The 26,229-nt window shown below is 69.7% G+C and carries 21 protein-coding genes; 18 read left to right on the top strand and 3 right to left on the bottom strand.

Annotated elements, in window-relative coordinates; all coding sequences use genetic code 11:
• The first annotated feature begins 102 nt into the window (after window positions 1–102).
• A complete protein-coding gene (locus JYK17_RS24120; RefSeq protein ID WP_222811174.1) occupies window positions 103–1,467 on the top strand; it encodes a replication initiator in 1,365 nt (454 codons plus the stop codon).
• Window positions 1,468–1,656: 189 nt separating this feature from the next.
• On the opposite strand, the gene JYK17_RS24115 is transcribed toward JYK17_RS24120, so the two are convergent.
• Window positions 1,657–3,270, bottom strand: a complete 1,614-nt coding sequence (locus JYK17_RS24115; RefSeq protein WP_222811155.1) for a recombinase family protein — start codon at window positions 3,268–3,270, stop codon at window positions 1,657–1,659.
• Between the two features lie 268 nt (window positions 3,271–3,538).
• On the opposite strand from JYK17_RS24115, the gene JYK17_RS24110 reads away from it, so the two are divergent.
• Window positions 3,539–4,246: a S1 RNA-binding domain-containing protein gene (locus JYK17_RS24110; RefSeq protein WP_234548458.1), complete on the top strand. Its 708-nt coding sequence runs from the start codon at window positions 3,539–3,541 to the stop codon at window positions 4,244–4,246.
• Window positions 4,247–4,886: 640 nt separating this feature from the next.
• A complete protein-coding gene (locus JYK17_RS24105) occupies window positions 4,887–5,306 on the top strand; it encodes a hypothetical protein (protein ID WP_234547801.1) in 420 nt (139 codons plus the stop codon).
• Between the two features lie 19 nt (window positions 5,307–5,325).
• Here JYK17_RS24105 and JYK17_RS24100 read toward each other — a convergent pair whose 3' ends face one another.
• Entirely contained in the window at window positions 5,326–5,766 is a 441-nt protein-coding gene (locus JYK17_RS24100) for a VOC family protein (protein ID WP_108014657.1), read from the bottom strand.
• A 128-nt stretch (window positions 5,767–5,894) separates the two neighbouring features.
• On the opposite strand from JYK17_RS24100, the gene JYK17_RS24095 reads away from it, so the two are divergent.
• Both JYK17_RS24095 and JYK17_RS24090 read left to right on the top strand, forming a co-directional pair.
• Window positions 5,895–6,305 carry a hypothetical protein gene (locus JYK17_RS24095; protein WP_128802928.1) on the top strand — a complete coding sequence of 137 codons (411 nt, stop codon included), beginning with the start codon at window positions 5,895–5,897 and terminating at the stop codon, window positions 6,303–6,305.
• A gap of 51 nt (window positions 6,306–6,356) precedes the next feature.
• Window positions 6,357–6,812, top strand: coding sequence for an ASCH domain-containing protein (locus JYK17_RS24090; RefSeq protein ID WP_108014655.1), 456 nt, complete (start codon window positions 6,357–6,359; stop codon window positions 6,810–6,812).
• A gap of 82 nt (window positions 6,813–6,894) precedes the next feature.
• Here the strand turns inward: JYK17_RS24090 and JYK17_RS24085 are convergent, their stop codons facing one another.
• Window positions 6,895–7,671 (bottom strand): SDR family oxidoreductase, encoded by a 777-nt coding sequence (locus JYK17_RS24085; RefSeq protein WP_108014654.1) that lies wholly within the window; start codon window positions 7,669–7,671, stop codon window positions 6,895–6,897.
• A gap of 255 nt (window positions 7,672–7,926) precedes the next feature.
• Here JYK17_RS24085 and JYK17_RS24080 point away from each other — a divergent pair, with 255 nt between their 5' ends.
• From JYK17_RS24080 to JYK17_RS24020, 13 genes are all read left to right on the top strand, one after another.
• Window positions 7,927–8,277 (top strand): VOC family protein, encoded by a 351-nt coding sequence (locus JYK17_RS24080; protein ID WP_222811154.1) that lies wholly within the window; start codon window positions 7,927–7,929, stop codon window positions 8,275–8,277.
• Window positions 8,278–8,429: 152 nt separating this feature from the next.
• Complete coding sequence (locus JYK17_RS24075) at window positions 8,430–8,735, top strand: hypothetical protein (protein ID WP_222811153.1); 306 nt, start codon at window positions 8,430–8,432, stop codon at window positions 8,733–8,735.
• A 43-nt stretch (window positions 8,736–8,778) separates the two neighbouring features.
• The gene (locus JYK17_RS24070) at window positions 8,779–9,993 is read left to right on the top strand and encodes a phage tail tape measure protein (protein ID WP_222811152.1); all 1,215 of its coding nucleotides are present in this window, start codon (window positions 8,779–8,781) and stop codon (window positions 9,991–9,993) included.
• Between the two features lie 48 nt (window positions 9,994–10,041).
• Window positions 10,042–10,806 (top strand): TIGR03936 family radical SAM-associated protein, encoded by a 765-nt coding sequence (locus tag JYK17_RS24065; RefSeq protein WP_108014651.1) that lies wholly within the window; start codon window positions 10,042–10,044, stop codon window positions 10,804–10,806.
• Between the two features lie 260 nt (window positions 10,807–11,066).
• The gene (locus tag JYK17_RS24060; RefSeq protein ID WP_222811151.1) at window positions 11,067–15,029 is read left to right on the top strand and encodes an Rne/Rng family ribonuclease; all 3,963 of its coding nucleotides are present in this window, start codon (window positions 11,067–11,069) and stop codon (window positions 15,027–15,029) included.
• Between the two features lie 267 nt (window positions 15,030–15,296).
• Window positions 15,297–15,617 (top strand): 50S ribosomal protein L21, encoded by a 321-nt coding sequence (gene rplU, locus JYK17_RS24055; RefSeq protein WP_099928855.1) that lies wholly within the window; start codon window positions 15,297–15,299, stop codon window positions 15,615–15,617.
• Window positions 15,618–15,631: 14 nt separating this feature from the next.
• Window positions 15,632–15,886 (top strand): 50S ribosomal protein L27, encoded by a 255-nt coding sequence (gene rpmA, locus JYK17_RS24050; RefSeq protein WP_007381992.1) that lies wholly within the window; start codon window positions 15,632–15,634, stop codon window positions 15,884–15,886.
• 117 nt (window positions 15,887–16,003) lie between these two features.
• On the top strand, window positions 16,004–17,449 hold the full coding sequence (obgE, locus tag JYK17_RS24045; RefSeq protein ID WP_108014649.1) for a GTPase ObgE: 1,446 nt from the start codon (window positions 16,004–16,006) through the stop codon (window positions 17,447–17,449).
• Window positions 17,450–17,732: 283 nt separating this feature from the next.
• Window positions 17,733–19,283 carry an alkaline phosphatase D family protein gene (locus JYK17_RS24040; protein WP_108014648.1) on the top strand — a complete coding sequence of 517 codons (1,551 nt, stop codon included), beginning with the start codon at window positions 17,733–17,735 and terminating at the stop codon, window positions 19,281–19,283.
• 107 nt (window positions 19,284–19,390) lie between these two features.
• On the top strand, window positions 19,391–20,587 hold the full coding sequence (locus tag JYK17_RS24035) for a hypothetical protein (protein WP_222811150.1): 1,197 nt from the start codon (window positions 19,391–19,393) through the stop codon (window positions 20,585–20,587).
• A gap of 183 nt (window positions 20,588–20,770) precedes the next feature.
• Window positions 20,771–22,267, top strand: a complete 1,497-nt coding sequence (locus JYK17_RS24030) for a bifunctional cytidylyltransferase/SDR family oxidoreductase (RefSeq protein ID WP_108014646.1) — start codon at window positions 20,771–20,773, stop codon at window positions 22,265–22,267.
• 170 nt (window positions 22,268–22,437) lie between these two features.
• Complete coding sequence (locus tag JYK17_RS24025) at window positions 22,438–24,567, top strand: CDP-glycerol glycerophosphotransferase family protein (protein WP_241662387.1); 2,130 nt, start codon at window positions 22,438–22,440, stop codon at window positions 24,565–24,567.
• A 285-nt stretch (window positions 24,568–24,852) separates the two neighbouring features.
• On the top strand, window positions 24,853–26,094 hold the full coding sequence (locus JYK17_RS24020; protein WP_128802933.1) for a glycosyltransferase family 2 protein: 1,242 nt from the start codon (window positions 24,853–24,855) through the stop codon (window positions 26,092–26,094).
• Window positions 26,095–26,229 lie beyond the last annotated feature (135 nt).

The raw sequence follows: 26,229 nt of genomic DNA, 5'->3' as shown, positions 1-26,229 counted from the left end.
CACCCACCGTGCCGCCTCGGCGGCCCACCCCGGAAGGTCACCACCATCACCCCGGACTTCACCCCGGCTGACAGGCGCGCCGTCCTCGACCGCGCGGCGCGCCTGCGTCAGCTTCCCGAAGCAGACCGCGACGCAATCCGCATCGCCCAAGACCCCAAGTTCTCACGCTGGCTGGAGCAGATCACCGCCACCGGCGGCTGCTCCCACCCCATCCACCTCTCCGGCTCGACCACCACCGTGGACGGCACAACCGGCGAGATCCTGCACCACTACGACACCCGCAACGAACCCGGTGAACGCCTCCTCGTCCGTTGCCGCAACCGCCGCGCCACCGTCTGCCCGGCCTGCTCCCGCCTCCACGCCGGAGACACCTTCCACCTGGTCCGCGCGGGCCTCCTCGGCGGCAAAAACGTCCCCGCGACGGTCCGGCACCGCCCCCGGCTCTTCGTCACTTTGACCGCCCCGTCCTTCGGCCCGGTCCACCGTGCCGGAGGGGTCTGCCGTCCTCGCCGCGACGGCGGCAACTGCGAACACGGCCGCCCCCTCGGCTGCGGCACCGTGCACACTCCGGACGCCCCGGCCGTCGGCCAACCACTGTGCCCCGACTGCTACGACTACACCGCCCACGTCCTGTGGCACGCGCACGCCTCCAAGCTGTGGGACCGCTTCGTCATCGACGTCAGGCGGCGCCTGGCCTCCTCGGTCGGCCTCGTACAGTCCCACTTCGCCCGGCACGCTCGGCTGTCCTTCGCCCGCGTCGCCGAGTACCAGAAGCGGGCGGCGGTCCATGTGCACGCTGTCGTCCGCCTCGACGGGCCGGACGGGTCGGGTGACGAACCCCCGGCGTGGGCAACGACCGAATTGCTCACCGACGCCGTGCGCGCCTCTGCCCGCCGCGTCCTGGTCCGCTCGCCCTACAGCCCGGCCACGGGTGAGCTGGCCTTGCGCTGGGGTGCGCAGGTCGACGCGCGGCCGCTGCGCAGTAAGGGCGACGGCCCTGATGACGATGCGGTGGCCGCGTACGTCGCGAAGTACGTCACCAAGGGAGCCAGCGAGACAGGCGCCGGCCTCGACCACCCACTCACCGCCTGGGCAGACATCGAGTCGGCCCCCGTCAGCACACACGTCCGCACCCTCATGCGGGCCTGCTGGCGCTTCGGCGGCCTCCCCGAGTACGAACCCCTCCGCCTCCGGGCCTGGACACACACCCTCGGCTACCGGGGCCACATCCTCACCAAGTCCCGTGCCTACTCCACTACTTACGCGGCCTTACGCGCCCAACGCGCCGATCACATGGGCCACGGCGACGGGCCCGACGCGATCACCGAACGGCAGTGGCGCTACGTCGGCTCCGGCCACACCCCTGGCGCTGCCCTCATAGCCGCTGGAATCGCCGACGACCTAGCAGAGTCGCGACGGCTCTACGTCGAGGCGGTGCAAGGGGCGACAGGGGGGTGGAGCCGATAACGCCTCTGCCCGAGCCTGAGAGCTCCAGGGATGACGGGACCAAGAACCTGATCGAGAGTGAGATCGTGATTGTGGATGAAGACGGCACGGAAAGACCGTTTGACGCCGAGTCGTGGTTCGAGTGAGACACGAAGCCGCCTCCCCCGAAGCTGGGGAAGGCGGCTAATTCGTGTGCGGGCCGGACTAGGGTCAGAGGGCGTCGGCGAAGTCGTCCTCACGGATCACGAGGCGCTCGCGTACATCCTTCGGGATCAGCAGGCGAAGGTGCACCTTCGGGGCTCGGACCTTCGGCACCTTCGTACGGGTGACCTCACACCGGATGCCGACTCGGTACAGGTCTGCGGCCATGGCTTCCATGCCACCTTCCTGCCAGTGCTCACGGAACGTCTTGCCTCCGTGGACGTTGACCCATCGGTCCTTCGCCGTCTCGGGGTCGATGGCTTCGAGTTCTCCGATGAGTTTGTCGAGCGTCGCTTCTGCCTGCTCCTTCGTGAACCGGGTCTTCGTGTATCGGCCTCCGGGTTCGAGTTCCTTCATGTACAGCGCGATGGACTCTTGCAGACGTTTGATCTCTCGGCGTACTTCGGCACCCTCGGCGTACTGGCGCACCTGCACCGGGAAGTCGCCGAGGACCTTGAGCACGTCTTCTACCAGGCGCTCGTAGACCCGGTCGGGGTTGGGCGCTCCGAGTCCGCCACTCTTGCAGTTGCGGCATCGGAGATACCGGTAGGTCCCCCAGGTGTTGTTCGTGATCTGCACGGTCATGTTCGTCTTGCAGTCAGCGCACAAGAGGACGCCAAGGAACTGAGTCGCTCCGCCGACGCGGCGCGGGGGCTGGTTCTTCTTACGCTTGTCGAGGGCGGCGCCGAGCGTCTCGAACTCCTCCTCGGTGAAGATCGGGGGACCAACCTTGATCGGCCTGCCCTCCTTGCCGAGAACAGGCTTCGAGCGCCGTTGCCCTCCCTGCTTGTCCTCCTCTACTCGGTAGCCAAGGAGTGCAGGGTTACGGAGGCGGCGGTGCAGTGTTGCCACTGTGAGCCCTTGGCTCATGAGGCCGGAGCGCTTTAGGCACCGCACCATGAAGCGGGCGGAGCGCCCTCGAAGCGCCATGCGCCGAGCCCAGTGCAAAGCCTTGTACGCGTCGGGATCGATGACGAGCTTGGGCTTGCCCGAACCGTCTTCACCTGTGACGTAGCCGTACGCCGGCTTGCCAATGATCCACTCTTCCTGGGTCTTCGCGTAGTCCCACAGGCTTGCGACGCGGGTGGAGGTGTTGGCCGATTCGATCTCAGCGATACCGCCGATGATCGTGACCATGATCTTTCCAGCTGTTGTTGTGAGATCAAGGCTGTCGTGCTTCGAGACCAGGTTCTTCCCGCGCTTCAGACTCCACTCGATCATCGTCGAGAGATCAGAAAGGCGCCGAACGAAGCGATCCAACTTCCAGAACAGCAGCTCGTCGAACTCGGGGGAGCGGTTGTTCAGCCAGTCCCCGAGCTCCTTCCTCTTCCACGGTGGCACCTTTGTCGCCGACACGTTGAGATCGGAGGCGACGCCGACGACTCGACAGCCGCGCTCTCTGGCGAGGATGCGTAGGTCAAGCTCTTGCCGTACGGGCGATGTGCTTTCGTCCGTCAGTACAGACAGGCGGATGGATAAGAGGGCCCGCGGCGCGTCCTCGGGTAGTAAGGCCTCTGCCTGCTTCAGCTCCTCCAGGAGCGCGAGATCCGCGTCAGTCCACTCGGCCTCGACCGAGTACTGCCTCTGGTCGGCCGCCGTGCGCTTACGTGTACGTGTCACCATGCCTGCGACCGTAGAGCTGGTTTTAAGCGTGTGTCCATATGCCCGCAGATGGACACTTCCATTCAAATCGGCCCGACTGGTAAGAAGTTGCTGCCGCTCACGGTGAAGAACGCGGGTCCGACGCCGGCGGGGAGTGGGCACTCGCATTGAGGAGCCGGCTGTGGGGGATGAGGCGGCTCGCGAGGGCGTCAGAAGGTTTCTGGCTGGGCTCCGCGTCGGGGACGTCTGTCACGGGACGGTCGCTGGGGTCTCCCAGTCCGAGATGTCGGTGACCCTGGACGGTTTCCCTGGCCACCCGCTCGGTTCGGTGGGGTGGTCGGACGGTTCCTGGCAGCGGAGCTTTGCCGACGTGGCTGTGGTCGGACGGAGCATCACCGGTGAGGTGATTGCTGTGGATGTGGATGCCGGCCGGGTGCGGCTGTCGACGGCGGCTACCGAAAACCCGGAACTGTGGGCGTTCCTCAAGAGGCTTCGCCCTGGTGAGCTCGTGGCCGGCACAGTGGCGGCGATCGAGACGTTCGGGGTGTTCGTGGCGCTGGACGAGGGGCCCGACCATCCGGTCTATCCCGGCGTCGGGTTCATCACCCATCCCGAGCTGTCGTGGCGCCGTTTCGAGGAGGCGTCCGAGGTCGTTGAGATCGGGGAGCGGGTGTCGTGCGTGTTCTTGCAGTTCGACACCTGGAACGGGGAGGCCCGGCTTTCTCTGCGGGATGCTCGGCCGGACCCCTTCCTGGGGTTCGCCGAAGGCATGGAAGTGGGCCAGAGACTGAGCGGGCGGGTGACCAAGCTGCTCCCGTTCGGCGTCTTCGTTCAGGTCGCCGATGGCCTTGTGGGCCTGGTGCATGTCTCCGAGTTGAGTGCGGTGCCTGTAACGGCGCCGGAGGAAGTCGTAAAGATCGGCGACCAGTTGACGGTCCTCGTCACGGGCGTCGACAGAGAACGACGCCGGCTGTCGCTGTCTCTGCGACGAGCTTGAGCGGCGGGAGCTCGGAATGCCTGCAGCGGAACAGGTGTCCAGAACAGTGGTCCGGTGCCGACTGCGAGGAAGAGCTGCCGTCATGAAAATGAGTCTGAGGGCTGGTCCCGAAGCAGTACTCGGCTGTCTCTCGGGGGATGGGGTTGGGTTGGATCTCGATGCGTCCGAAGCCGCCGCTGGTGAGGCGGTAAACGCCCCGGTAGTCGCTTTCGCGCTCGGTGAAGTTGGCTTCGAGGAGATCGGTGACTAGCCGGACGAGTTCGCTCGTCGAGTGGACGTCTGTGCCGTAGGTGTCGTATGCGGTCACCGGTCGACCCTATGGCGCGAGGTCAGAATCGGTGAGGGCTGGGGCTCTGGTGCGAGCGGCCTTGGTGGGGTCGCTCGATTCGTGTGTCGTCACCTGAGTGGCCGCTCTGGTTCGCCGTGGGTGTCCTGGCTTCCTAGCGTTGCGGTATTCGCTGCGGAGGAGGTTCGTATGCCGGGGAGTGATCCATCGGTGGGCGGAGGTCCGGAGGGCGGTCCGCAATGGGGGCCCCGCCCGGAAGGTTCCCCGCCGCCTGCCGGGACGTGGGGGCCTCCTCCAGGGCCGCCGCAGAAGAAGGGCCGGGGGCGGGGCTGCCTCTGGGGGTGTGCCGGGGCCGTGGCGGCCGTGATCGTCATCTTGGTGGTCGTGCTGGTGGTGGCAGTCGGGGGCAGCGACGACAGCACCACACCTGCGCCGAGCGCGACCGCCACCCCCAAGGCATCTCCGGGGCAGGCGAAGAAGCCTGCGAGCGAACGAGCCGATCTGATCAGTTTCCGGTTGGACGACCGATCGACAGCCGATATCGCCGATATCTGGGTCGTTTGGACCATCAAGAACAGCAGCGGAGAGAAGTCCGACTACTCATGGCAATGGGAGGCGGTCGACGCCGGTGGCACTCGCCTGGAGAACGGTTCGGAACTGGAGACCGACGTGAAACCCGGCCAGACGGCCCGGGGCGAGGGCATCACGACGCTCAAGAGCGTCAAGGGGATCAAACTCAACATCACCCGCTTCGACCGCACCGCCAGTTACTGAACCGCACAGATCGCGCGTGCTAGGGCAGCTGTTGCGCCAGGCCCACGATGATGCCCTCCGGGCCGCGGAGGTAGCAGAGGAGATAGGTGTCCTCGTAGCGGGCGATCTCGCCGACGAGTTCGGCGCCGTGGGGGCGCAGGCGGGCGATGGTGTCCTTGAGGTCGTCCACGGCGAACATGACGCGGTGCGTGCCCAGGATGTTGTGCGGCTTGTCGCGCGGCTCGGTGGTGATCGCTGTGGGGTTGAGGTACTTCGCCAGTTCGAGCCGGCCGTGGCCGTCCGGGGTCCGGACCATCGCGATCTCGCAGCGCACCCCGTCCAGTCCGGTGCACTGGTCGGCGAAGGCGCCCTCGACCTGCGCCCTGCCCTCCAGCTCCATACCGAGTTCCAGGAAGAACGCCACGGCGGCGTCCATGTCCTCGACGACGATGCCGACGTTGTCCATCCGCTGAATCGCCATGCCAGGTTTCTCCTTCGTACGTGTGCGGCCATCGGCGGCCGCTGACGTCCCTGGGACGGAGCCGGCGGCGCGTTCTCGACATGCGTTTGCCGCTGCCCCGCCACATCGGCAGCGGCATACTGGCAGACATGAATACGGATCCGCTGGATGCGGGACACGTTTCAGCGGACGCTGTCGCCGACGAGCGGGAGCGTCAGGCCGATGAGCGGCAGCGCGTCGCTGACGAGCGGGAGCGCCAGGCCGACGACCGCGAGCAGCGGCTCGCCGCGTGGGAGACCCGGTTGGACACTCAGGCCCGTGCGCAGAACCGGGCGATCCCCAGCCACCGGCAGCGTTCGTACGAGGCGATCGAGCGGGCCCGGGGACTGGTGGAAGCCAGCCGGGAGCGGCTAGACCGCAATGCGGCGGCGCTGCGCCGCGCGGATGCGCGCGACGAGCGGGAGCAGCGCATCGTCGACGGCGAGGCGGCCGACACCCGGCAGCGACAGGCCGACGAGAGGCCGTCCGCGCAACAAAGCGCTCCCGAAGACAGGGCGTGACCCCTACACCTGCACCGGCGCCGACTGTCCGCGCGTCGTTACGGTGATCGTATGACTCCCGAGTCCACCCCATCCGCAGACATCGCTTCCATGCCCACGGCCGAGTTCGGGTTTCCCGGGCCGCTGCGGGACCAGCTCGTCGGAGCGATCCTCAACGGTTCCAAGACGTCCACGACGGGACTGGTCGTCGACTACGAGCACGAGGGAGAGGCTCTTCCGGAGGTCGGGGACCGTTGCGTGGTCGTCGACTCGGACGAGCGTCCCGTCGCCGCCATCGAGGTGACCGGCGTGCGCGTCGTACCGCTGGCGGAGGTGGATCTTGCCCACGTGGTGGACGAGGGGGAGGGGGACACCAGCGTGGCCGAGTGGCGGGCGGGGCATGAGCGGTTCTGGCACAGCGAGGAGGTGCGGGGGGCCCTGGAGGACCCCGGCTTCACGGTGGACGATACGACGCCGGTGGTTCTGGAACGCTTCCGCCTCGTCGAAGACCTTCGCCTCGGCGATTGAGCCCACCTCACCGGTGCCGCCTACCGCGTAGCGTTCCAGGCGTCCGAGCCCTGGCCCTGCCCCTGTCCGGAGGGGCCACCGGCTACCAGTCGATCCCGGCCGGTACGAAGGGCTCGTTCTCCGGTGCCTCTTTACGGGCCTGCAGAAGTCGCTCGGCGGGAGCGCCAACCGGTACGCGCAGTGGGGGCTCGGGCCGTTCCACGGTGTCGGCCACCGCGGCGGCCACCTCCTGCGGCGTGATCAACTTGCCGCGCAGTGCGGGGAGTTGGTCGTAGAGGGGGGCGTAGGGGTCGTCCTCGCGCAGGAACACTCCGGCGCGCTCGGCGCCGCCGGAGGAGACGGCGCCGGGCTGTACGACGCTGACCTTGATGCCGAAGTGGCCCGTCTCGATGGCCAGTGTCTCGGCGAGCGCCTCCAGGGCCCATTTGCTGGCGCCGTACGGCCCGACCATGGGCAGCACCAGCCGCCCCTGGATGCTGGAGACGAAGACCAGGCGACCCGCTCCCCTTTCGCGCATGGCGGGCAGCACGGCCTGTGCCACCCGGAGCGCCCCCAGCGTGTTGAGCTGGAAGAGCCGGTCGACCTCGGCGAGCGGGACGCTCTCCAGGGGCGCGCGCACGGTTTCCCCGGCATTGCTGATCAGTACGTCGACGTCACCGGCGTCCTTGACGGCCCGGTCGACGGACTCCTGGTCGGTGACGTCGAGACGCAGGCGCTGGTCGACGGGCAGGTCGGCCAGGGTCTCCGGGCGCCGGGCGGTGGCGACGACCCGGTGGCCCCGGTGCGCCAGTTCGAGGGCGATGGCCCGTCCTATGCCCTTGGACGCGCCGGTGATGAGTACGGATGACGTGGGTGACATGGGTGACCTCCGGTCGGCGCAAGCCGATTCGCTCGGTTCAGTGAATGAACTGTTCCTGGTGGGGACCGTAGCACAGTAGGTTCAATGATTGAACTGGAGTGGGTACCGGCTCACGGGCAAAGGCGTCGCGCTCTGGCCCACCGCGATCCGGTGTCCAATTCATTTCTCGAAGTCAACTTGCAAAAATGAAGTGTTCGGGCTTACGGTCGCTGTCATAAGCGACCGCTGCTGATTGCCCGAAGGAAGAAGATCGCCATGTCCATTTCCCTGTTCGGCACCACCTTCGACGCCCGTGACGCCAAGGTCGTAGCGACCTTCTGGGCCGAGGCCCTCGGGCGCAGCGTCGACGACGGCGCCGACGAGACCAGTGCGAGTGTCGCCGCGGACCCGGCCGTCGCCGGATCGCGCATCGGGTTCCGTCAGGTCCCCGAGGACAAGAAGGTCAAGAACCGGATGCACTTCGACTTCGTCACCACGGACTTCGACGCCGAGGTGACCCGGCTGACCGGTCTGGGCGCCACCAAGCTCAACGAGGTCGACGCCGGCCTGCACTACGCCACCTTCGCCGACCCGGAGGGCAACGAGTTCGACGTCATCGCAGCCTGAATCACCCTTGGCCCCCGGCCCGCCTTCTGGCCCGGCCGGGGGCCGCGCCCGGACGGAGAAGGGCGCTTGCGCGGAAGTCGCCATAGTCTGACGGCATCACGTGTTCTTCCTCACCCGTCGAACATGCGCCACCGTCGCCCACCGGAGGGCCGATGACTGAGTCGAGCGATCTCCTCACCACGGCACGGCAGCAACACCTGGCGTACTACCGGACGTTGAGCGAGCACCTCCCCGAGCTGGACGGTGACGTGATCGCCGCGGCGCACCAGGCCATCCGCGCCCTGACGTCGCCCCGCCCGGACGCCACCGTGCCGGTGCCCGTCTCCGCCTATGCGCCGGTGATCGAGGCGGTCGCGGCCGCCGTCGAGTACTGCGAGTTCACCGGGCACGGGGAGGGCGTCCGTTACTACAGGTACTGGCACGCACTGCTGCTCGCCGATCAGACCCTGGGCGAGTGACCGATCAGGGATCCATGGGCGCGACCGCGGCGTCTAGCTACGTATGGACCCGCAGAAGCCGCCCGCCGAGCCGCCGGAACACCAGCCCGTACGACAACACCAGCCCGTACGACAGGCGCAGCCCGAGGGATGCCTCGTCGTCGCGATCCGCCTTCCGGTGCGGATCGTCGTACTCGTGCTGGTCCTGCCGGTGCGCATGGTCTGGGACGCGCTCGTCGTCGCGGGGCGCTTCCTGAAGGACACCGTGCTGCGGCCGCTCGGACGGGGGCTGCAGTGGCTCGCGCGGGCCCTGCTCGTCCGGCCCTTCGTCGGGCTGTGGCGCTACGTCGTCGTGCCTGTCGGCAGGGCGCTCGGCCGGCTCGGGCACGTGCTCCTCGTCGTACCTCTCGGCTGGCTGTACCGCTGTGTGCTGACCCCTCTCGGACATGGCCTCATGTGGCTGTACGCGCGTGTGCTGACGCCTCTCGGCCACGCCGTGATGTGGGCGCTGCGCGGGATCGGGAAGGGCCTTGCCCTCCTCGGGGCCGGACCCGCCCTCCTGGCGACCGGTGCGTACGCCGCCGTCAAGTGGCTCGCGCGGTACTTGCTCGTCGTCCCCGCCACCTGGCTCCACCAGCAGGTGCTGGCGCCGGTGGGGCGGGCGATCGCCTGGTGCGCCAGGGGGCTCGCGCACCTCGTGGGCCTGCTCGCCACCGGCATCGGGATCGGCCTGTACTGGATCCTGCGCGTCCTCCTCGTCCTGCCCGCGCTCGCCCTGTGGCGCTGGGTCCTCGTGCCCGTCGGACACGTCCTGGCCGTCGTCGGGCGCGAGGTCGGGCAGGCCCTCGGACATGCCTGGCGGGTCGCCGGACGGATCTCGCTCGCCGTGGGGCGGGCGCTGGGGACCCTCTTCCGGTGGATCTTCGTCGAGCCCGTGCGGTGGGCCTGTCGGACCGTGCTCACCCCCGTCGGTCATGCCGTGCGGGACGTCGTGCTGCGCCCCGCCGCCCAGGCCGCGCGCGGCGTGGCACGCGCGACCAGGATGGCCCTGGCGTCGGCCCGGGAGTCGGTACGGCAGGCCCGCGCCGACTTCCGCCGGATGCTCTTCGGTACCCCCGTGCCGGCCACGACACCGGAGCCCGTGCCGATCGAAGCCGGGGAGCCGCTGTCGGTCGAAGCCGGAGAGCCGTTGCCCGTCGAGGCTGTGGACCGGCGGGAACCTGTGGGCCCCGCGGCACGTACTCTTGGTAGAGGTACGACCGCTCTCACGAAGGACTGAACGACACTGGGCAAGCGACAGCCCGAAGGCCCGCCGCCCGCACCCGCGGTGCAGCGCATCCGACTGCGCTACACCAAGCGCGGCCGCCTCCGGTTCACCAGCCACCGTGACTTCCAGCGCGCCTTCGAGCGTGCGCTGCGCCGCGCCGAGGTGCCGATGGCGTACTCGGCGGGGTTCACGCCGCATCCGAAGGTGTCGTACGCCAATGCCGCACCCACCGGCACGGGCAGTGAGGCGGAGTATCTGGAGATCGCCCTCACCGAGGCGCGGGATCCGGAGCGGCTGAGAGCGCTGCTCGACGAGTCGCTGCCCGCCGGGCTCGACATCGTCGACGCGGTCGAGGCACGCGTCTCCGGACTCGCCGACCGGCTCACCGCTTCCGTGTGGGAGCTGCGGCTGGACGGCGTGGACCCGGCCGAGGCGGAGCGCGCCGTGGCGGCCTTCAACGCCGCCGGGACGGTCGAGGTGCAGCGCAAGACCAAGAACGGCATCCGCGCCTTCGACGCCCGCTCGGCGGTTGCACAACTGGAAACGCACAGTTCGACGGCTGATAGGCCGACCGACCAGCCCTGTGCGATACTGCGGCTGGTTGTTCGGCACGTGACGCCTGCCGTACGACCCGACGACGTCCTGTCCGGTCTCCGCGCCGTGGCCGACCTGGCGCCGCCGGTCCCCGCAGCGGTGACCAGGCTGGCGCAGGGGCTGTTCGATGAAGAGACCGGCACGGTGACCGACCCGCTCGCGCCTGACCGCGAGGCGGCGACGGCCCTACCCATGGCCGACTCCGCTGCCGCCGCGAAGGCGCCGGCGTAAGGAAGGTCCCGCGAAGGACGGTCGTCGAAGCGCCGCCCTCGTACTCGGGAGCCACCTGGGTCGGGCAGCGCACTGACCACAAGACTTTCGCCAGGCCGTGCACACGAGGTGTACGGAACCGGCGAGACAGGACACAGAGAGCTCCCGAGCGGCGCCCGCGCCCCGGACGGCGGCACTGCGCATCGCGCGAGCCGCGGACGTCACCGGCCATCTGCCGGACCAGGTGCGGCGCCCGGGAGCCTGACGGGAGAAATGCCCGCATGCTCGAACCGACCGAACCCGCCGAGGGTTCCGAACTGAACACTCCGAGCGACACCTTGCCGCCGCGTCGTCGGCGCCGTGCCGCTTCCCGCCCGGCGGGACCGCCCGCCGCGGCTGCCTCCGAGACCCCGGAGGAGATCGTCACGCCGGCCATACCGTCCGACGACGATCAGAAGGCCGATGAGGACGAGACCGCTGAGGCCGTCGAGACCGATGAGGCCACAGCGGCTGAAGAAGCCGTAGCGGCCGAACCCGCCGAGGAGGCCGCACCGGCGCGTACGCGTCGCCGTGCGACCCGTCGTGCGTCCGCGCCCGCCGGGACGCCCGCTGCCGCAGACGCGGTCGAGGCTGTCGCACCCGCCGCCCCTGAGGAGGCCGAGGAGACTCCGGCCGTGGCGGGGACTGCCGCCGAGCCCGAGACCGCCGAGGAGGCCGCTCCGCCGCGCACCCGTCGCCGTGCCACGCGCCGTGCGTCCGCGCCCGCCGGGGCACCTGGGACGGTCGAGACGGCCGCCGCCGAGGACACCGAGGCAGCTGCCGCCGCCGAGACCGCCGCCGCGCCCGTGGAGAGTGCCGAGTCCGGTGAGCCGGCCGAGGACGCCGCTCCGCGCCGTACCCGCCGTCGTGCCACGCGCCGTACGGCCGCGCCCGCCGAGGAGGCGGCCGTGACCGCCGCCGAGGACGCGAGTGACGAGAAGGCGGACGAAAAGGCGGACGAGGCGCCCGCGGTCAAGGCGGACGAGAAGACCGCCGACAAGAGCGCCGAGAAGACCGACGACGAGGCCGCCCCGCGGCGCACCCGCCGTCGTACCGCCCGTAAGGCCGCGACCGGGTTCGCCGAGCCCGCCGCACAGCACGCCCGGGCCGCAACCACCGCCGATGCCGCCGAGGAGGCCGACGTCGCCGAGAGCGAGGAGTTGCGCAAGCCGTCGCGGCCCGCCGTGGCCGTCTTCCAGGCCCCGGTGTTCACCGAGCCGAAGTTCCAGACGCCGGAGCGGGCCGCCGCCGAAGCGGCTGCCGAGGCCGGTACGGTCGCGGAGCCCGAGGAGGTCCCGGAGGAGCGGCCCGGCACCAAGCGCCGTCGCCGTCGCCGGGGCGGGACGTTCGGCGAGGAGGGCGAGACGCAGGCCGCCGAGACCGCCGAGACCGCCGCGTCCGCCGCGTCCGCCGCGCCCGTCGACTCCGCCGACGACGAGCCGGAAGAGGCGGACGACCAGGCCGAGGACAGCGCCGAGGGCGACGAGTTCGAGGAGACCGGTTCGCGCCGTCGCCGTCGCCGCGGTGGCCGCCGTCGCCGTCGGGGCGAGACCGCCGAGTCCGCCGGCGAGGACGACTCGGAGGACGCCGAGGAGACCGCCGCCGCACAGGCCGCGCAGGACGCCGAGGACACCGCCGAGCAGGTCGAGGAGGACGACGAGGACGAGGCCGGCGACAGCGGCGGCTCCTCCTCCAGCAGCCGCAGGCGCCGCCGTCGGCGCCGTCGCTCCGGCGACTCCGCCGACACCGAGCCCGGCGATGGCGACCCCGAGCGCACCGTCGTCAAGGTCCGTGAGCCCCGCCCGAAGCCCGAGCCGTCCGACGAGGTGCAGTCCATCAAGGGCTCGACCCGTCTGGAGGCCAAGAAGCAGCGCCGCCGCGAGGGCCGCGAGCAGGGGCGCCGCCGCGTCCCGATCATCACCGAGGCCGAGTTCCTGGCCCGCCGCGAGGCCGTCGAGCGCGTGATGGTCGTGCGCCAGCACGGCGAGCGCACGCAGATCGGCGTCCTGGAGGACGGCGTGCTCGTCGAGCACTACGTCAACAAGGAGCAGGCCACCTCCTACGTCGGCAACGTGTACCTGGGCAAGGTGCAGAACGTCCTGCCGTCGATGGAGGCCGCCTTCATCGACATCGGCAAGGGCCGCAACGCCGTCCTGTACGCCGGCGAGGTCAACTTCGAGGCGCTGGGAATGGCCAACGGCCCGCGGCGCATCGAGTCCGCCCTGAAGTCCGGCCAGTCCGTCCTCGTCCAGGTGACGAAGGACCCGATCGGGCACAAGGGCGCCCGGCTCACCAGCCAGGTCTCCCTGCCCGGACGCTACCTCGTGTACGTGCCCGAGGGCTCGATGACCGGCATCAGCCGCAAGCTGCCCGACACCGAGCGGGCCCGGCTGAAGAGCATCCTCAAGAAGGTCGTCCCCGAGGACGCGGGCGTCATCGTGCGCACCGCCGCCGAGGGCGCGAGCGAGGACGAGCTGCGCCGGGACGTCGAGCGGCTGCAGGCGCAGTGGGAGGACATCCAGAAGAAGTCGAAGAGCGGCAACGCGCCGACGCTGCTGTACGGCGAGCCGGACATGACGGTCCGGGTCGTCCGCGACATCTTCAACGAGGACTTCTCCAAGGTCGTCGTGAGCGGCGACGAGGCCTGGTCGACCATCCACGGGTACGTCGCGCACGTCGCGCCCGACCTGGCCGACCGGCTGTCGAAGTGGACCTCCGAGGTCGACGTCTTCGCCACGTACCGCATCGACGAGCAGCTCGCCAAGGCCCTGGACCGCAAGGTCTGGCTGCCCAGCGGCGGTTCGCTGGTCATCGACCGGACCGAGGCGATGGTCGTCGTCGACGTCAACACCGGCAAGTTCACCGGCCAGGGCGGCAACCTCGAGGAGACCGTCACCAGGAACAACCTGGAGGCGGCCGAGGAGATCGTCCGTCAGCTCAGGCTGCGCGACCTCGGCGGCATCATCGTCATCGACTTCATCGACATGGTGCTGGAGTCCAACCGGGACCTCGTGCTGCGGCGCCTCCTTGAGTGCCTGGGCCGGGACCGGACCAAGCACCAGGTCGCCGAGGTGACCTCGCTGGGCCTGGTGCAGATGACCCGCAAGCGGGTCGGCCAGGGCCTGCTGGAGTCGTTCTCCGAGACCTGCGTCCACTGCAACGGCCGCGGTGTCATCGTGCACATGGAGCAGCCCACCTCCTCCGGTGGCGGCGGCAAGCGCAAGAAGCGCGGTCGTGGCGGCGACACGCACGTCCACGAGCACGAGGGCGCGGCTGCCGTCGAGGCACCCGAGGCCGCCGAGGAGACCGAGGCCGAGGTCGCCGCCGAGGTCGCGGCGCCGGTCGCGCTCGCCGAGCCCGCGTACGCCGTGGACGAGGAGCTCTACAACAGCGCCGCAGAGGCGGAGGCCGCGGCGGGCCGTGGCCGTTCGCGCCGCCGCGCGAGCCGCCGGGCATCGGCCCCGGCGGGTGCGCCGAGGCGCGAGGAGACCAGGAGCGAGCGCGCCGGGGGCGAGGACAAGAAGCGCGAGGAGCCGAAGTCCGAGGCGCCGACCGCTCAGGACGTCACCGCCGAGGCCGAGGTGGAGCGTCCGGTGCAGCCGGAGCGGGCCGCCGAGGCGCTCGCCGAGCCCGCCGCCGTCGAGGACGTGGTCGTTCCCACCGAGGCCGCGCAGGCCCCGGAGGAGTCCGCACCCAAGGGGCGTACGCGCCGTCGGGCCACCCGCAAGGTGTCCGCGCCGGCCGGTTCGCCCGCGGGGGCCGAGGCCTCCGTGGTGACGATCACCGAGTCCGCACCGGTCGCCGACGCGGACACCGCCGCCGAGCCGGCCGCTGCCGCGCCGAGCGAGGCGCAGTCCGAGGCCCCGGCCCCGAGCGCGGCCCCGGCCCGTCCGCGGCGCCGTGCCGTGCGCAAGGAGGCCGCGCCCACCGCGTCCGTCGAGGAGGCCGTCACGGTCGTTCCGTCGGGCACGGCGGACGAGGCGCCGGCCCCGGCGGAGGACGCCGAGGAGGCGGCTCCGGCCAAGAAGACGGCCCGTAAGACGGCCAAGAAGGCCACCGCCAAGAAGGCCGCGACCAAGAAGACCGCGGCGAAGAAGACGGCGGCCAAGAAGGCCACGGCCAAGAAGGCGACGAAGACCGCCAAGACGGCCGCGGCCAAGACGACGGCGAAGAAGGCGGTCTCGGCCGCCGCCGACGAGAGCTGAGCTCTCGGCGCAGCCCGAGCAGTAAGCGTGCGGCCGGTCCCTGTGACCGGCCGCACGTCTGCGGGGCTCGGCCCGGTTTGACCCCCTCGCCACCGGCCCCGTAACCTTGACCCTCGGTGTGTCCGCTGTTGAGGACGCACCACATCCTCGTAAACCTCTTCCTCCAGAGCATCGGGTGCCTCGCACCAACCGCCGCGGAGAGGCCGGACGCGTGCCGGACGGCTGGACTGCGAGGGTGCCGTTCCCGAGCGAGAGAGTGAGATCCGCGTGTACGCCATCGTGCGCAGCGGTGGTCGCCAGCACAAGGTTGCTGTCGGCGACATCGTTGAGGTTGACAAGATTTCCACTGCCAAGGTTGGCGACACGGTCGAGCTCTCGACCCTGCTCGTTGTCGACGGCGACGCTGTGACCAGCGACCCGTGGGTGCTGGCCGGCATCAAGGTCCAGGCCGAGGTCGTGGACCACCACAAGGGCGTCAAGATCGACATCCTTCGCTACAAGAACAAGACCGGTTACCGCCGTCGCCAGGGCCACCGCCAGCAGTACACGGCGATCAAGGTCACTGAGATCCCCACGGCTGCGAAGTAAGGGACTGAGGAGAAATGGCACACAAGAAGGGCGCATCGTCCACCCGGAACGGTCGCGACTCCAATGCCCAGCGGCTCGGCGTGAAGCGCTTCGGCGGTCAGGTCGTCAACGCTGGTGAGATCCTGGTCCGCCAGCGCGGCACCCACTTCCACCCCGGTGCGGGCGTCGGCCGTGGCGGCGACGACACGCTGTTCGCGCTGAACGCCGGTGCGGTGGAGTTCGGTACCCACCGCGGCCGCAAGGTCGTGAACATCGTTCCGGTCGCCTGAATCCCAGGCACCTGACCGGAAGCTCTCGCGAGGCGGACCTCACTTCCCTGGTGGGAAGCGGGTCCGCCTTTCGCGTGTTGACCTGGTAAGACCCGTAAGCAACTGGAGGCACATCCCATGACCACCTTCGTGGACCGCGTCGAATTGCACGTCGCCGCGGGTAACGGAGGCCACGGCTGTGCCTCCGTCCACCGTGAGAAGTTCAAGCCGCTCGGCGGACCCGACGGCGGCAACGGCGGGCGCGGCGGCGATGTGATCCTCACCGTCGAGCAGTCCGTGACCACGCTGCTCGACTACCACCACTCCCCGCACCGCAAGGCCACCAACGGCAAGCCCGGCGAGGGCGGCAACCGCTCCGGCAAGGACGGCCAGGACCTGGTGCTGCCGGTACCGGACGGCACCGTGGTGCTGGACAAGGCCGGCAACGTCCTCGCCGACCTGGTCGGACAGGGCACCTCCTACGTAGCCGCACAGGGCGGCCGCGGCGGGCTCGGCAACGCCGCGCTGGCCTCGGCACGGCGCAAGGCGCCCGGCTTCGCGCTGCTCGGCGTGCCGGGCGATCTGCAGGACATCGTCCTGGAGCTGAAGACCGTCGCCGACGTGGCGCTCGTGGGATACCCGAGCGCGGGCAAGTCCTCGCTGATCTCGGTGCTGAGCGCCGCCAAGCCGAAGATCGCCGACTACCCCTTCACCACGCTGGTGCCCAACCTCGGTGTCGTGACGGCCGGTTCGACCGTGTACACCATCGCGGACGTGCCCGGACTGATCCCCGGCGCCAGCCAGGGCAAGGGCCTCGGTCTCGAGTTCCTGCGCCATGTGGAGCGGTGCAGCGTGCTGGTGCACGTGCTGGACACGGCGACGCTGGAGTCCGAGCGGGACCCCGTCTCCGACCTCGACGTCATCGAGGAGGAGCTCAAGCAGTACGGCGGGCTCGACCGGCGGCCGCGGATCGTCGTCCTGAACAAGATCGACGTACCGGACGGCAAGGACCTCGCCGAGATGGTGCGGCCGGACCTGGAGGCGCGGGGCTACCGCGTCTTCGAGGTGTCCGCCGTCGCCCATCTCGGGCTGAAGGAGCTGTCGTTCGCGCTGGCCGACCTGGTCGCGAAGGCGCGGGCCGCGCGGCCCGCGGAAGAGGCGACGCGCATCGTCATCCGGCCCAAGGCCGTGGACGACGCGGGCTTCACCGTCACGCGCGAGGAGGCCGACGGGGAGCCGCTGTTCCGGGTGCGCGGCGAGAAGCCCGAGCGCTGGGTGCGGCAGACCGACTTCAACAACGACGAGGCCGTGGGCTATCTGGCCGACCGCCTCAACCGCCTCGGTGTGGAGGAGGAGTTGATGAAGGCGGGCGCCCGGTCCGGCGACGGTGTGGCCATCGGACCCGAGGACAACGCGGTCGTCTTCGACTGGGAGCCGACGGTGATGGCCGGCGCGGAGATGCTGGGCCGCCGCGGTGAGGACCACCGCTTCGAGGCACCCCGTCCCGCGGCGCAGCGGCGCCGGGACCGGGAGGCGGAACGCGACGAGTCCAGTCGGGAGTTCGACGGGTTCGAGCCCTTCTGACCGGTCTTGAGCGGCCGGCCGCCGGTCAGCGGCGGCCGGCGCAAGAGCCCGAGAATCGGCTCGAAGCTCTCCTACCGCACATCCTCGCCATGCCCGTCAATTGAGGCGACACGCGACCCGTTGTGACCAGAGCACGTTCATCCACGTTGTTCCTGTGTCGCAACGGGTCTCTCGTTGTCTGCTCATTTGTCATGCACGCGAAGGCTTGCGTTCAGCCCGTGGACCGTCCGGCTGCGTGAGCTTTCACGTGTCCAACTGGCCTGCGAGGCAAGGGAGTCAGCCGATGACCGGAGCAAGCTCGCACGACCGACGCCGCTTTCTGACCGCCGGTACCGCCGTCCTCGGCGCTGCCGCCTCCGCCGTGCTCTGGCTGCCGGGCACCGCCCGCGCGGCCGGGGCCACGCTGCCCGACGGGCTGTTCAGCCTCGGGATCGCCTCCGGCGACCCGTTGCCCGACGGCATCGTGCTGTGGACCAGACTCGCCCCCGACCCGCTCAACGGCGGCGGTATGCCCGACCGCGTGGTCCCGGTCGAGTGGGAGATCGGCGAGGACCCGCGGCTGAGAAAGCCGGTGCGCCGGGGCGTCGCCCACGCCCGCCCCGAGTACGCGCACAGCGTTCACGTGGACGTCCGCGGTCTGCGCCCGGACCGCGCGTACTGGTACCGCTTCCGGGTGGAGGGCCAGGTCTCGCCCACCGGCCGTACCCGCACCGCGCCCCACCCGCACGCGCGCAACGGCTCCCTGCGCGTCGCCCTCGCCTCCTGCCAGAACTGGCAGCACGGCTATTTCACGCCGTACGCCGACATGCTGGAACAGGATCCCGACGTCGTGCTGTTCGTCGGCGACTACATCTACGAGTCCACGCCGTCGTCGGCGGGGCCGCGGCGGCACGAGGGCGCGGGGGAGCCGTACACCCTGGAGCAGTACCGCAACCGGTACGCGCAGTACCACACCGACCCCGACCTGGCGGCGATGCACGCGAACGCGCCCTGGGTGGTCACCTTCGACGACCACGAGGTGGACAACGACTGGGCCGGACAGATCCCGCAGGACCCCGCCAAGCAGCCGCACGACGCCTTCGTGGCCCGGCTGACGGCGGCCTTCCAGGCGTACTACGAGCACGTGCCGGTGCGGGCGAGCGCGATCCCGGACGGGCCGCACATCCAGATGTACCGCCGCCTGGAGTTCGGCCGCCTGGCGCGCCTGAACGTGCTCGACACCCGGCAGTTCCGCAGCGACCAGGTCATCAGCCAGGCGGACGCCGAGGACCCCTCGCTCACGATGCTCGGAGCCGAGCAGAAGGAGTGGCTGCTGGACGGGCTGCACGACTCGCCCGCCCGCTGGAACCTCGTCGCCTCGCAGATCATGATGGCCGAGACCGACCTTTTGCCAGGCGAGGGCAAGCTCTGGTACTACGACGCCTGGGACGGCTACCAGGTCGAACGCAACGCCCTGCTGGAGGAGTTCGCCGACATCCGCAACCCGGTCGTGCTCAGCGGCGACCGCCATCTGACGATGATCAGCGACCTGAAGACCGACTACTCCGACCCGCAGTCCGAGGTCGTGGGCGCCGAGTTCGTCGGCACGTCCATCTCCAGCAACGGCGACCAGGACCAGGCCGCCTTCCACGCCCAGTGGGACCCGCTGAAGGCGGACAACCCGCACTGGAAGCTCATCGACGCCCACCGCGGCTACCACCTCTTCGACATCCGCCGCGACGGCATCGACGCGCGGGTGCGGGTGGTGGACACGGTGGTGCAACCGCAGGCCACGGCGAGCACGCTCGCGCGGCTGCGGGTGGAGAACGGCCGTCCGGGCGTCGAGCCGGTCTGACCCGGCGGTGGCCTGCGCGTAGGCGAAGTGACGGGAGCCTGGGGCTCATCAGCGTCCCAGGCCTCTCTCAGGTAAGTCTCACGTGAGGCTCTTACCATCCTCTGACCATGGAGACCGACTGTACGAAAGATGACGCCCGGGTGGAGGGCGCCGCCCGCCCCGCCCCGCTGCCCGCCGGCACCCGGCTGCTGCACATCGGCCCGCACAAGACCGGCACGACCGCGATCCAGGGCGCGTTGTTCGAGGCACAGGACCGACTGCCCGCGCACGGCGTCGAGTTCCCCGGCACCACCCGGCACCCCATGGAGGCCGTCCTGGCCGCCGTCGCGCGCCCCGCGATGATGGGCGACGTCGTGCCCACCGAGCAGCACTGGGCCGGACTGGTGCAGCAGGTGCGGGCGGCCGGCCGGCGCACGGCCGTGATCAGCAGCGAGTTCTTCGCCGACGCCGAGGACGACACCACGATCGCCCGGATCGTCGAGCAGCTCGGCGGGGACCGGGTGCACGTCCTGGTCACCCTGCGCCCGCTGGCGCGGATCATGCCCTCGCAGTGGCAGCAGTACGTGCAGAACGGTCTGCGCATGGGCTACGAGGACTGGCTCCGGCACATGCTGCGCAAGGCCCCGTACGAGCAGCCCACCCCCAGCTTCTGGCGCCGTCACCGGCACGACCGGCTGGTCGAGCGGTGGGCGCGGGCGGTCGGACCGGAGCGGGTCACCGTCGTCGTGGTCGACGACCGGGACCGGGACCGGCTGATGCGCACCTTCGAGGCGCTGCTCGGACTGCCCGAAAATCTCCTGCAGCCCGTTCCGGACACCGCGAATCGGTCACTTACCCTCGCCGAGACCGAAATGCTGCGGAATCTTAACAAGGAATTCCGCGGCAATGAGCTGCCGGACGAGCTGTATTCCAAGCTCGTACGCAACGGCGCGGTCATGCATATGAAGAACACGTGCAGTCCCACGCCCGAGGACGTGAAGATCTCGACCCCGCGGTGGGCGGTCGAGGAGGCCGCCCGGATCGCCGGCGAGATGATGGACGGCATCACTCGTACGGGCGTACGCGTCCTCGGCGACCCCGCGCTGCTGTCCGCCGTGCCGGAATCCGCCGGTGAGCGGCCCGAAAAGCCGCGGATCGCCCCCGAGGTGGCCGCGCACGCCCTGTACGGAGCACTCGCCGCGGCCGCCGGGGTGCCGGTGCGGCACTCCGCCCCGGCCAAAGCGCGTACGGTTCACCAGACGTCCTCCGTGGAACTCGTGAAGGTGCTCGGCCACCGCTGCCTGAAGAAGCTGCGGCGGCGCTGACCGCCTGTGCAGTTACTCACAGCAATTCCACGGGAACTCGCGACGGACGCCCCGGCGTCACCAGCGGTGCGAGGTGAATACCAGGTAGCGCGCACATATGCAGCGGACGGCGCTCACCTTGCACAGCGGTAACCGCAAGTGGGACCATTTCCCCGTTCCCTGACGCCCCAAGGTAGGTCCTCTGTGTCCCAGCACATAGCCAAGCCCCGTACCACCGCAGTGATCCTGGCCGGTGGCACCGGCCAGCGGGTGGGTCTCTCGATCCCCAAGCAGCTGCTGAAGATCGCCGGCAAGGCAGTCATCGAGCACACCATGACGACCTTCGAGAAGGCCGACTCGATCGACGACATCATCGTGCTGATGGCGCCCGGATACGTGCCCGACATCGAGAAGATCGTCGCCAAGGCCGGCTTCAAGAAGGTCAAGAAGATCATCGAGGGTGGCTCCACCCGCAACGAGACCACCGAGCGCGCCATCGAGGCCCTCGGCGAGGGCTTGGCCGAGGGCGAGGACGTCAACGTCCTGTTCCACGACGCCGTGCGCCCGCTGCTCTCGCGGCGCGTCATCGACGACTGCGTGACCGCGCTCGAGCGCTTCCAGGCCGTCGACGTCGCCATCCCGTCCGCGGACACCATCATCGTCACGCGCAAGCACGGCGAGGACGGCGAGTTCATCACCGAGATCCCGGACCGCTCCCGGCTGCGCCGCGGCCAGACCCCGCAGGCCTTCAAGCTGTCCACGATCAAGCGGGCCTACGAGGTCGCCGCCGGCGACCCCAACTTCCAGGCCACGGACGACTGCTCCGTCGTGCTCAAGTACCTGCCGGACGTGCCGATCCACGTCGTGGCGGGCGACGAGTACAACATGAAGGTCACCCAGCCCGTCGACGTCTTCATCGCCGACAAGCTGTTCCAGCTGGCCTCGACCGCCGCGCCCGAGCAGGTGGACGAGGCGGCGTACCGCGAGCTGCTGACCGGCAAGACGGTCGTGATCTTCGGCGGCTCGTACGGCATCGGCAAGGACATCGCCGAGCTCGCCGAGTCCTACGGCGCCAAGGTGTACGCGCTCGGCCGCTCCACCACCGGCACCCACGTGGAGAACCCGGAGGAGGTCGACGACGCGCTGTCCAAGGCGTACGCGGAGACCGGCCGGATCGACCACGTCGTCAACACCGCGGGCGTCCTGCGCATCGGCAAGCTCGCCGAGACCGACAACGCGACCATCGAGGAAGCGCTGAAGGTCAACTACCTGGCGCCGGTGCAGATCGCCCGTTCCGCGTACAAGTACCTGGCGGAGACCAAGGGCCAGCTGCTGCTGTACACCTCCAGCAGCTACACCCGCGGCCGGGCCGAGTACAGCCTCTACTCCTCGACCAAGGCCGCCATGGTGAACCTCACCCAGGCCCTGTCGGACGAGTGGGCCGGCGACGGCATCCGGGTCAACTGCATCAACCCGGAGCGCACCGCCACGCCCATGCGCACCAAGGCATTCGGCCAGGAGCCCGCGGGTAGCCTGCTCTCCTCCGAGGCCGTCGCCCGCACCTCGCTGGACGTGCTGCTCTCCGAGCTGACCGGCCACGTCATCGACGTCCGCCAGCAGGACCCGACGGCGGGTGCGGCGAAGGCGTCCGGGTTCGAGCATGCGCTGGCCTCGGTTCTGGACCGACAGGACGGCGTGTAATATTCGACAGGAATTAGCCTTCCGTTATTCAGGCCTCTGCTTTCCGGTGTTAATGCGTTTGCGTTGACCGGGCGTTCGCAGGGGCCTGAATCCGTACACCCGTCGAATTACTACACACCCTGCGCAGTCCAGAACAAAACCGGCACTCCCCCTCCCAGAGCAGGTTCTCCGTGATATCCACCGCTATTCGCGTCGCCCGGGTGGGCAGCGCGGCCGAGCTGGCCGCGGCGGCGCTCATGATGCTGGGCTTCCCGGCCCTCATGCTGGCCGCGCTCGTCCCGAGCGTCTACGCCTTCGCGGCCGCGGCCGCCGTCACGTATCTGGCGGACCACTATCTGCACCGCAAGGGCAGTTACCTGGTCAACCGGCTCAGCAAGGTCCGCGCCGGCCTGTCCATCCGCTTCCTGATCCGGCAGCTGCTGCTGATACTGCTGCTGGCCCGGATGTCGTTCGCGGACAACCTGATCTACTACGGCGCGATCGCCTGCTTCATCGCGTTCTACGGTCTGCAGGCCCCGCACGGTGCCCTGGTCACGCTGATCCGCAACCGCCGCCGGATGCCGGTCGCCACCCGCAACGTGGATCTGAAGTCGCGCATCCGCATTCCGGACGCCCCGCCGCGCTTCCTGCTGGACCGCTCCGCGGAGAAGATGCTCCACCTCGACCTCGCGGCCGTTGTCGGCATCCTGGTCGCCGCGGCCATGAAGTGGTCCGTGCCCGGCTTCATCGGCATCGGCGTCACCCTGTTCCTGGGCTGCCTCTACGTCGGCGCCCTGGTGCCGTACATCCGCGGCAGCAAGATCCCGCCGAACGCGGAGCAGGTGCTCGCGGCCGTCGACGACTGGCTGCGCGAGTACGGCCCCGAGACGGTGCTGTACTTCTCCGGCTCCAAGGACTCGGCGTACCAGGTCAACATGTGGCTGGAGACCATGGAGCAGCTGGACTCCAAGCCGCTGGTCATCCTGCGCGAGCGGGTCATCCTGGCGAACCTGGCGCCCACCACCGCCCCCGTGATCTGCGTGCCCGGCGGTGTGCACCTGATGAACATGGAGCTGTCGACGGTGCGCGTCGCGCTGTACGCGGCCAACGTCGGCAAGAACATCCACATGCTGCGCGTGCCCACCATGAAGCACGTCTTCATCGGCCACGGCGACAGCGACAAGCTGGCCAGCGTCAACCCGTTCAGCAAGGTGTACGACGAGGTGTGGACCGCCGGACGCGCGGGCCGCGACCGCTACGCCATCGCCGACGTCGGCGTCCGTGACGACGACATCGTCGAGGTCGGCCGCCCGCAGCTGGCGCCGATCCGGACCCGGCAGAGCGCCCCGGACGGCCCGGCCGCCGACGGACGTTGCCCGACCGTGCTGTACGCGCCCACCTGGGAGGGCTGGGACGGCAACCCGGGCAACACCTCGCTGGTCCTGGCCGGCGAGAACATCGTGAAGAAGCTGATCACCGCCGACCCGCCGGTCCGTGTCCTGTACAAGCCGCACCCCTTCACCGGCACCGTCAGCAAGGAGGCGGGCGCCGCGCACCGGCGCATCACCGCCCTGGTCGAGAAGGCCGCCGCCGAGCGCGCCGCCGACCCCCGCTTCGCCCCCGACGCGGCCGCCCTGCAGCAGGCCAGGAGCGATCTGGCCCGGATCGAGGCCCGCCTCGCCGAGCTGTCCGGCACCGCGGGCGACCGCGGCGACGAGGCCGAGGCCACCCGCGACGGCGTGGTCGACCTCGGCAGGCACGAGGAGGTGGCCCGGTTGCGCGGCGAGTGGAACGACGCGTACTGGCGTTCCTTCGGTGCCGCCGAGCACCGCGTCATCTCGGGCGCCGAGCCGCGTCTGTACGACTGCTTCAACGTCTGCGACGCGATGGTCTCCGACATCTCCTCCGTGGTCTCCGACTTCATCGCGAGCGGCAAGCCGTACGCCGTCACAGACTCCGCCGAGCTGGGCGTGGAGGAGTTCAAGCGGCAGAACACCGCCGTGCGCGCCGCGGTGATCCTCTCCAACAGCGCTGCCGAACTGGGCGAGTTGCTGAGCGCGGTGCGCAATCCGGCCGCCGACGCGCTGGCCGAGGACCGCAAGGAGCTGAAGGAGTATCTGCTCGGCCCGGACGAGCCCTCGTCCATCGAGCAGTTCAATGCCGCGGTGGCGGACCTGGCGCTCAAGGCGCATTCGCGCAACCTCGGCCAGGAGTCCCGCAGCGCGGGCGGTGCGCCCGGGGCCGACGAACTGTCCGACCAGCTGTCGCCGGCGCAGCCGGTGCCGGCGACCGGGGAGCCGGACGGCACCAAGCAGCACTGACGGCCCTTTCCGCACTTCGCACGAAGAGCTCGGCCCCGAGGAAGCGATCCTCGGGGCCGAGCTCTTCCCCGTTTCTTACCGCTTTGCGGACCTCCCCGTGAGCAACTCTCACCCTTCCTGCGTACTTTCCGGTGTCTGTCCTTTCCTGCGGTTTGTGCCGCCCGTGTCTCCTGTGACGTACCTCACCAAAATCGAGCAGTAAGGCAACCTCCTCAAGTGGCCACCCGTCTAACAGGTAGCCAATATGTGGATTCGGGGGAAATGCACCTTGACCAAGGGGGAAATGTGACCGTCGCGCAGCCTGATGTCAGCGTGATCATCGGGGCGTACGAAGCGATGCCGTATCTGATCGAGTGCCTCGCGTCCGTGGAGGCACAGACCATCGACTCGGAGCGCATCGAGGTCATCGCGGTGGACGACGGGTCCACGGACGGGACGGGGGAGTACCTGGAGGAGTTCGCGCGGCGGGCGTCCATGCCGGTCACGGTGATCCGGCAGGACAACTCCGGTGGCCCGAGCGGGCCGCGCAACGTCGGACTCGGCAAGGCCGCCGGACGCTACGTCTTCTTCCTCGACGCCGACGACCGGCTCGGCCCCGAGGCACTGGAGCGGATGGTCGCGATGGGCGACCGCAACGGCACGGACGTGGTGCTCGGCCGGGTGGAGGGCATCAACCGCAAGCCGCCGCGGTCGATGTGGGGCAAGACGCTGGAGCGCACCGACGTCTTCTCGTCGAACATCAAGTTCACCCTGAGCGCGCAGAAGCTGTTTCGCCGGCAGTTCCTTGAGCAGCACGGAATGCGGTTCGACGAGTCCCTGTGGACCGGCGAGGACGCGCTGTTCACGATGGAGGCGTATCTGCGGGCGGGCGGGGTGTCCGTGCTCGCCGACTACACCTGCTACTACCTCGTCGGCCGCGAGGACGGCAAGCATGTGACGAAGAGCGGCGGTTACGCCCTGCGCTTCGACTCCGCGCGCGCCCTGATGAACCTGATAGCCGAGCACGTCCCGGCGGGGGAACGCCGTGACGCGCTGATGATCAGGCCCTTCCTGGTGACGCTGCTGCCGCAGTTCGGGCCGAGGTACCTCAAGGACAGTGAGAAGGTGCGCCGGCACAAGTTCGAGCTGGCGAAGCCGCTGATGGAGCAGTTCTGGGACGAGGGCGTCGCCCGCCGACTCAAGGTCGAGGAGCGGCTGCGGCTGCATCTCGTCGCCGAGGAGCGGCCCGAACTCCTCAAGGAGGTCGTGGAGTTCATCAAGGCGAAGAAGCAGCCCGCGGCCCTTCTGGAGAAAAGGGGCCGCCACCTCTACCTCGCCTACCCCCACTTCCGCGACACCTCGGCGGGCATACCCGACACGATCTACCTCGCCTCACCCCGCGAGGCCCGCCCCTTCCCCGGCTACCGCGAACACTCCGCAGGCGGCACAGTCCTCCGCCGCGCAGCCCGCAAGGCCCGCCGAGTACTCAAGCCCCGCACCCCCAGGCCGGGTTCACGCACTCCGGGGGGATCGGCGGCGGCGGCCTGAAGGGGGGTGCTGCCGCCGGCTCGACGGGAGGTGCCTGAGCGGGGGCGGCTGCTGCGGGGCGGCATGCGCCCCTGGGCGGCTCGCGAGGGGTGCCGGGCGCGGCGGTTCCGGCACGAGCGGGGTACTGCGGCGTGG

The sequence above is a fragment of the Streptomyces plumbidurans genome (assembly GCF_019857225.1).
Lineage (GTDB): Bacteria > Actinomycetota > Actinomycetes > Streptomycetales > Streptomycetaceae > Streptomyces > Streptomyces plumbidurans.
The sequence above is the reverse complement of the archived record's forward strand: the minus strand, read 5'-3'. Positions and strand labels throughout refer to the sequence as shown.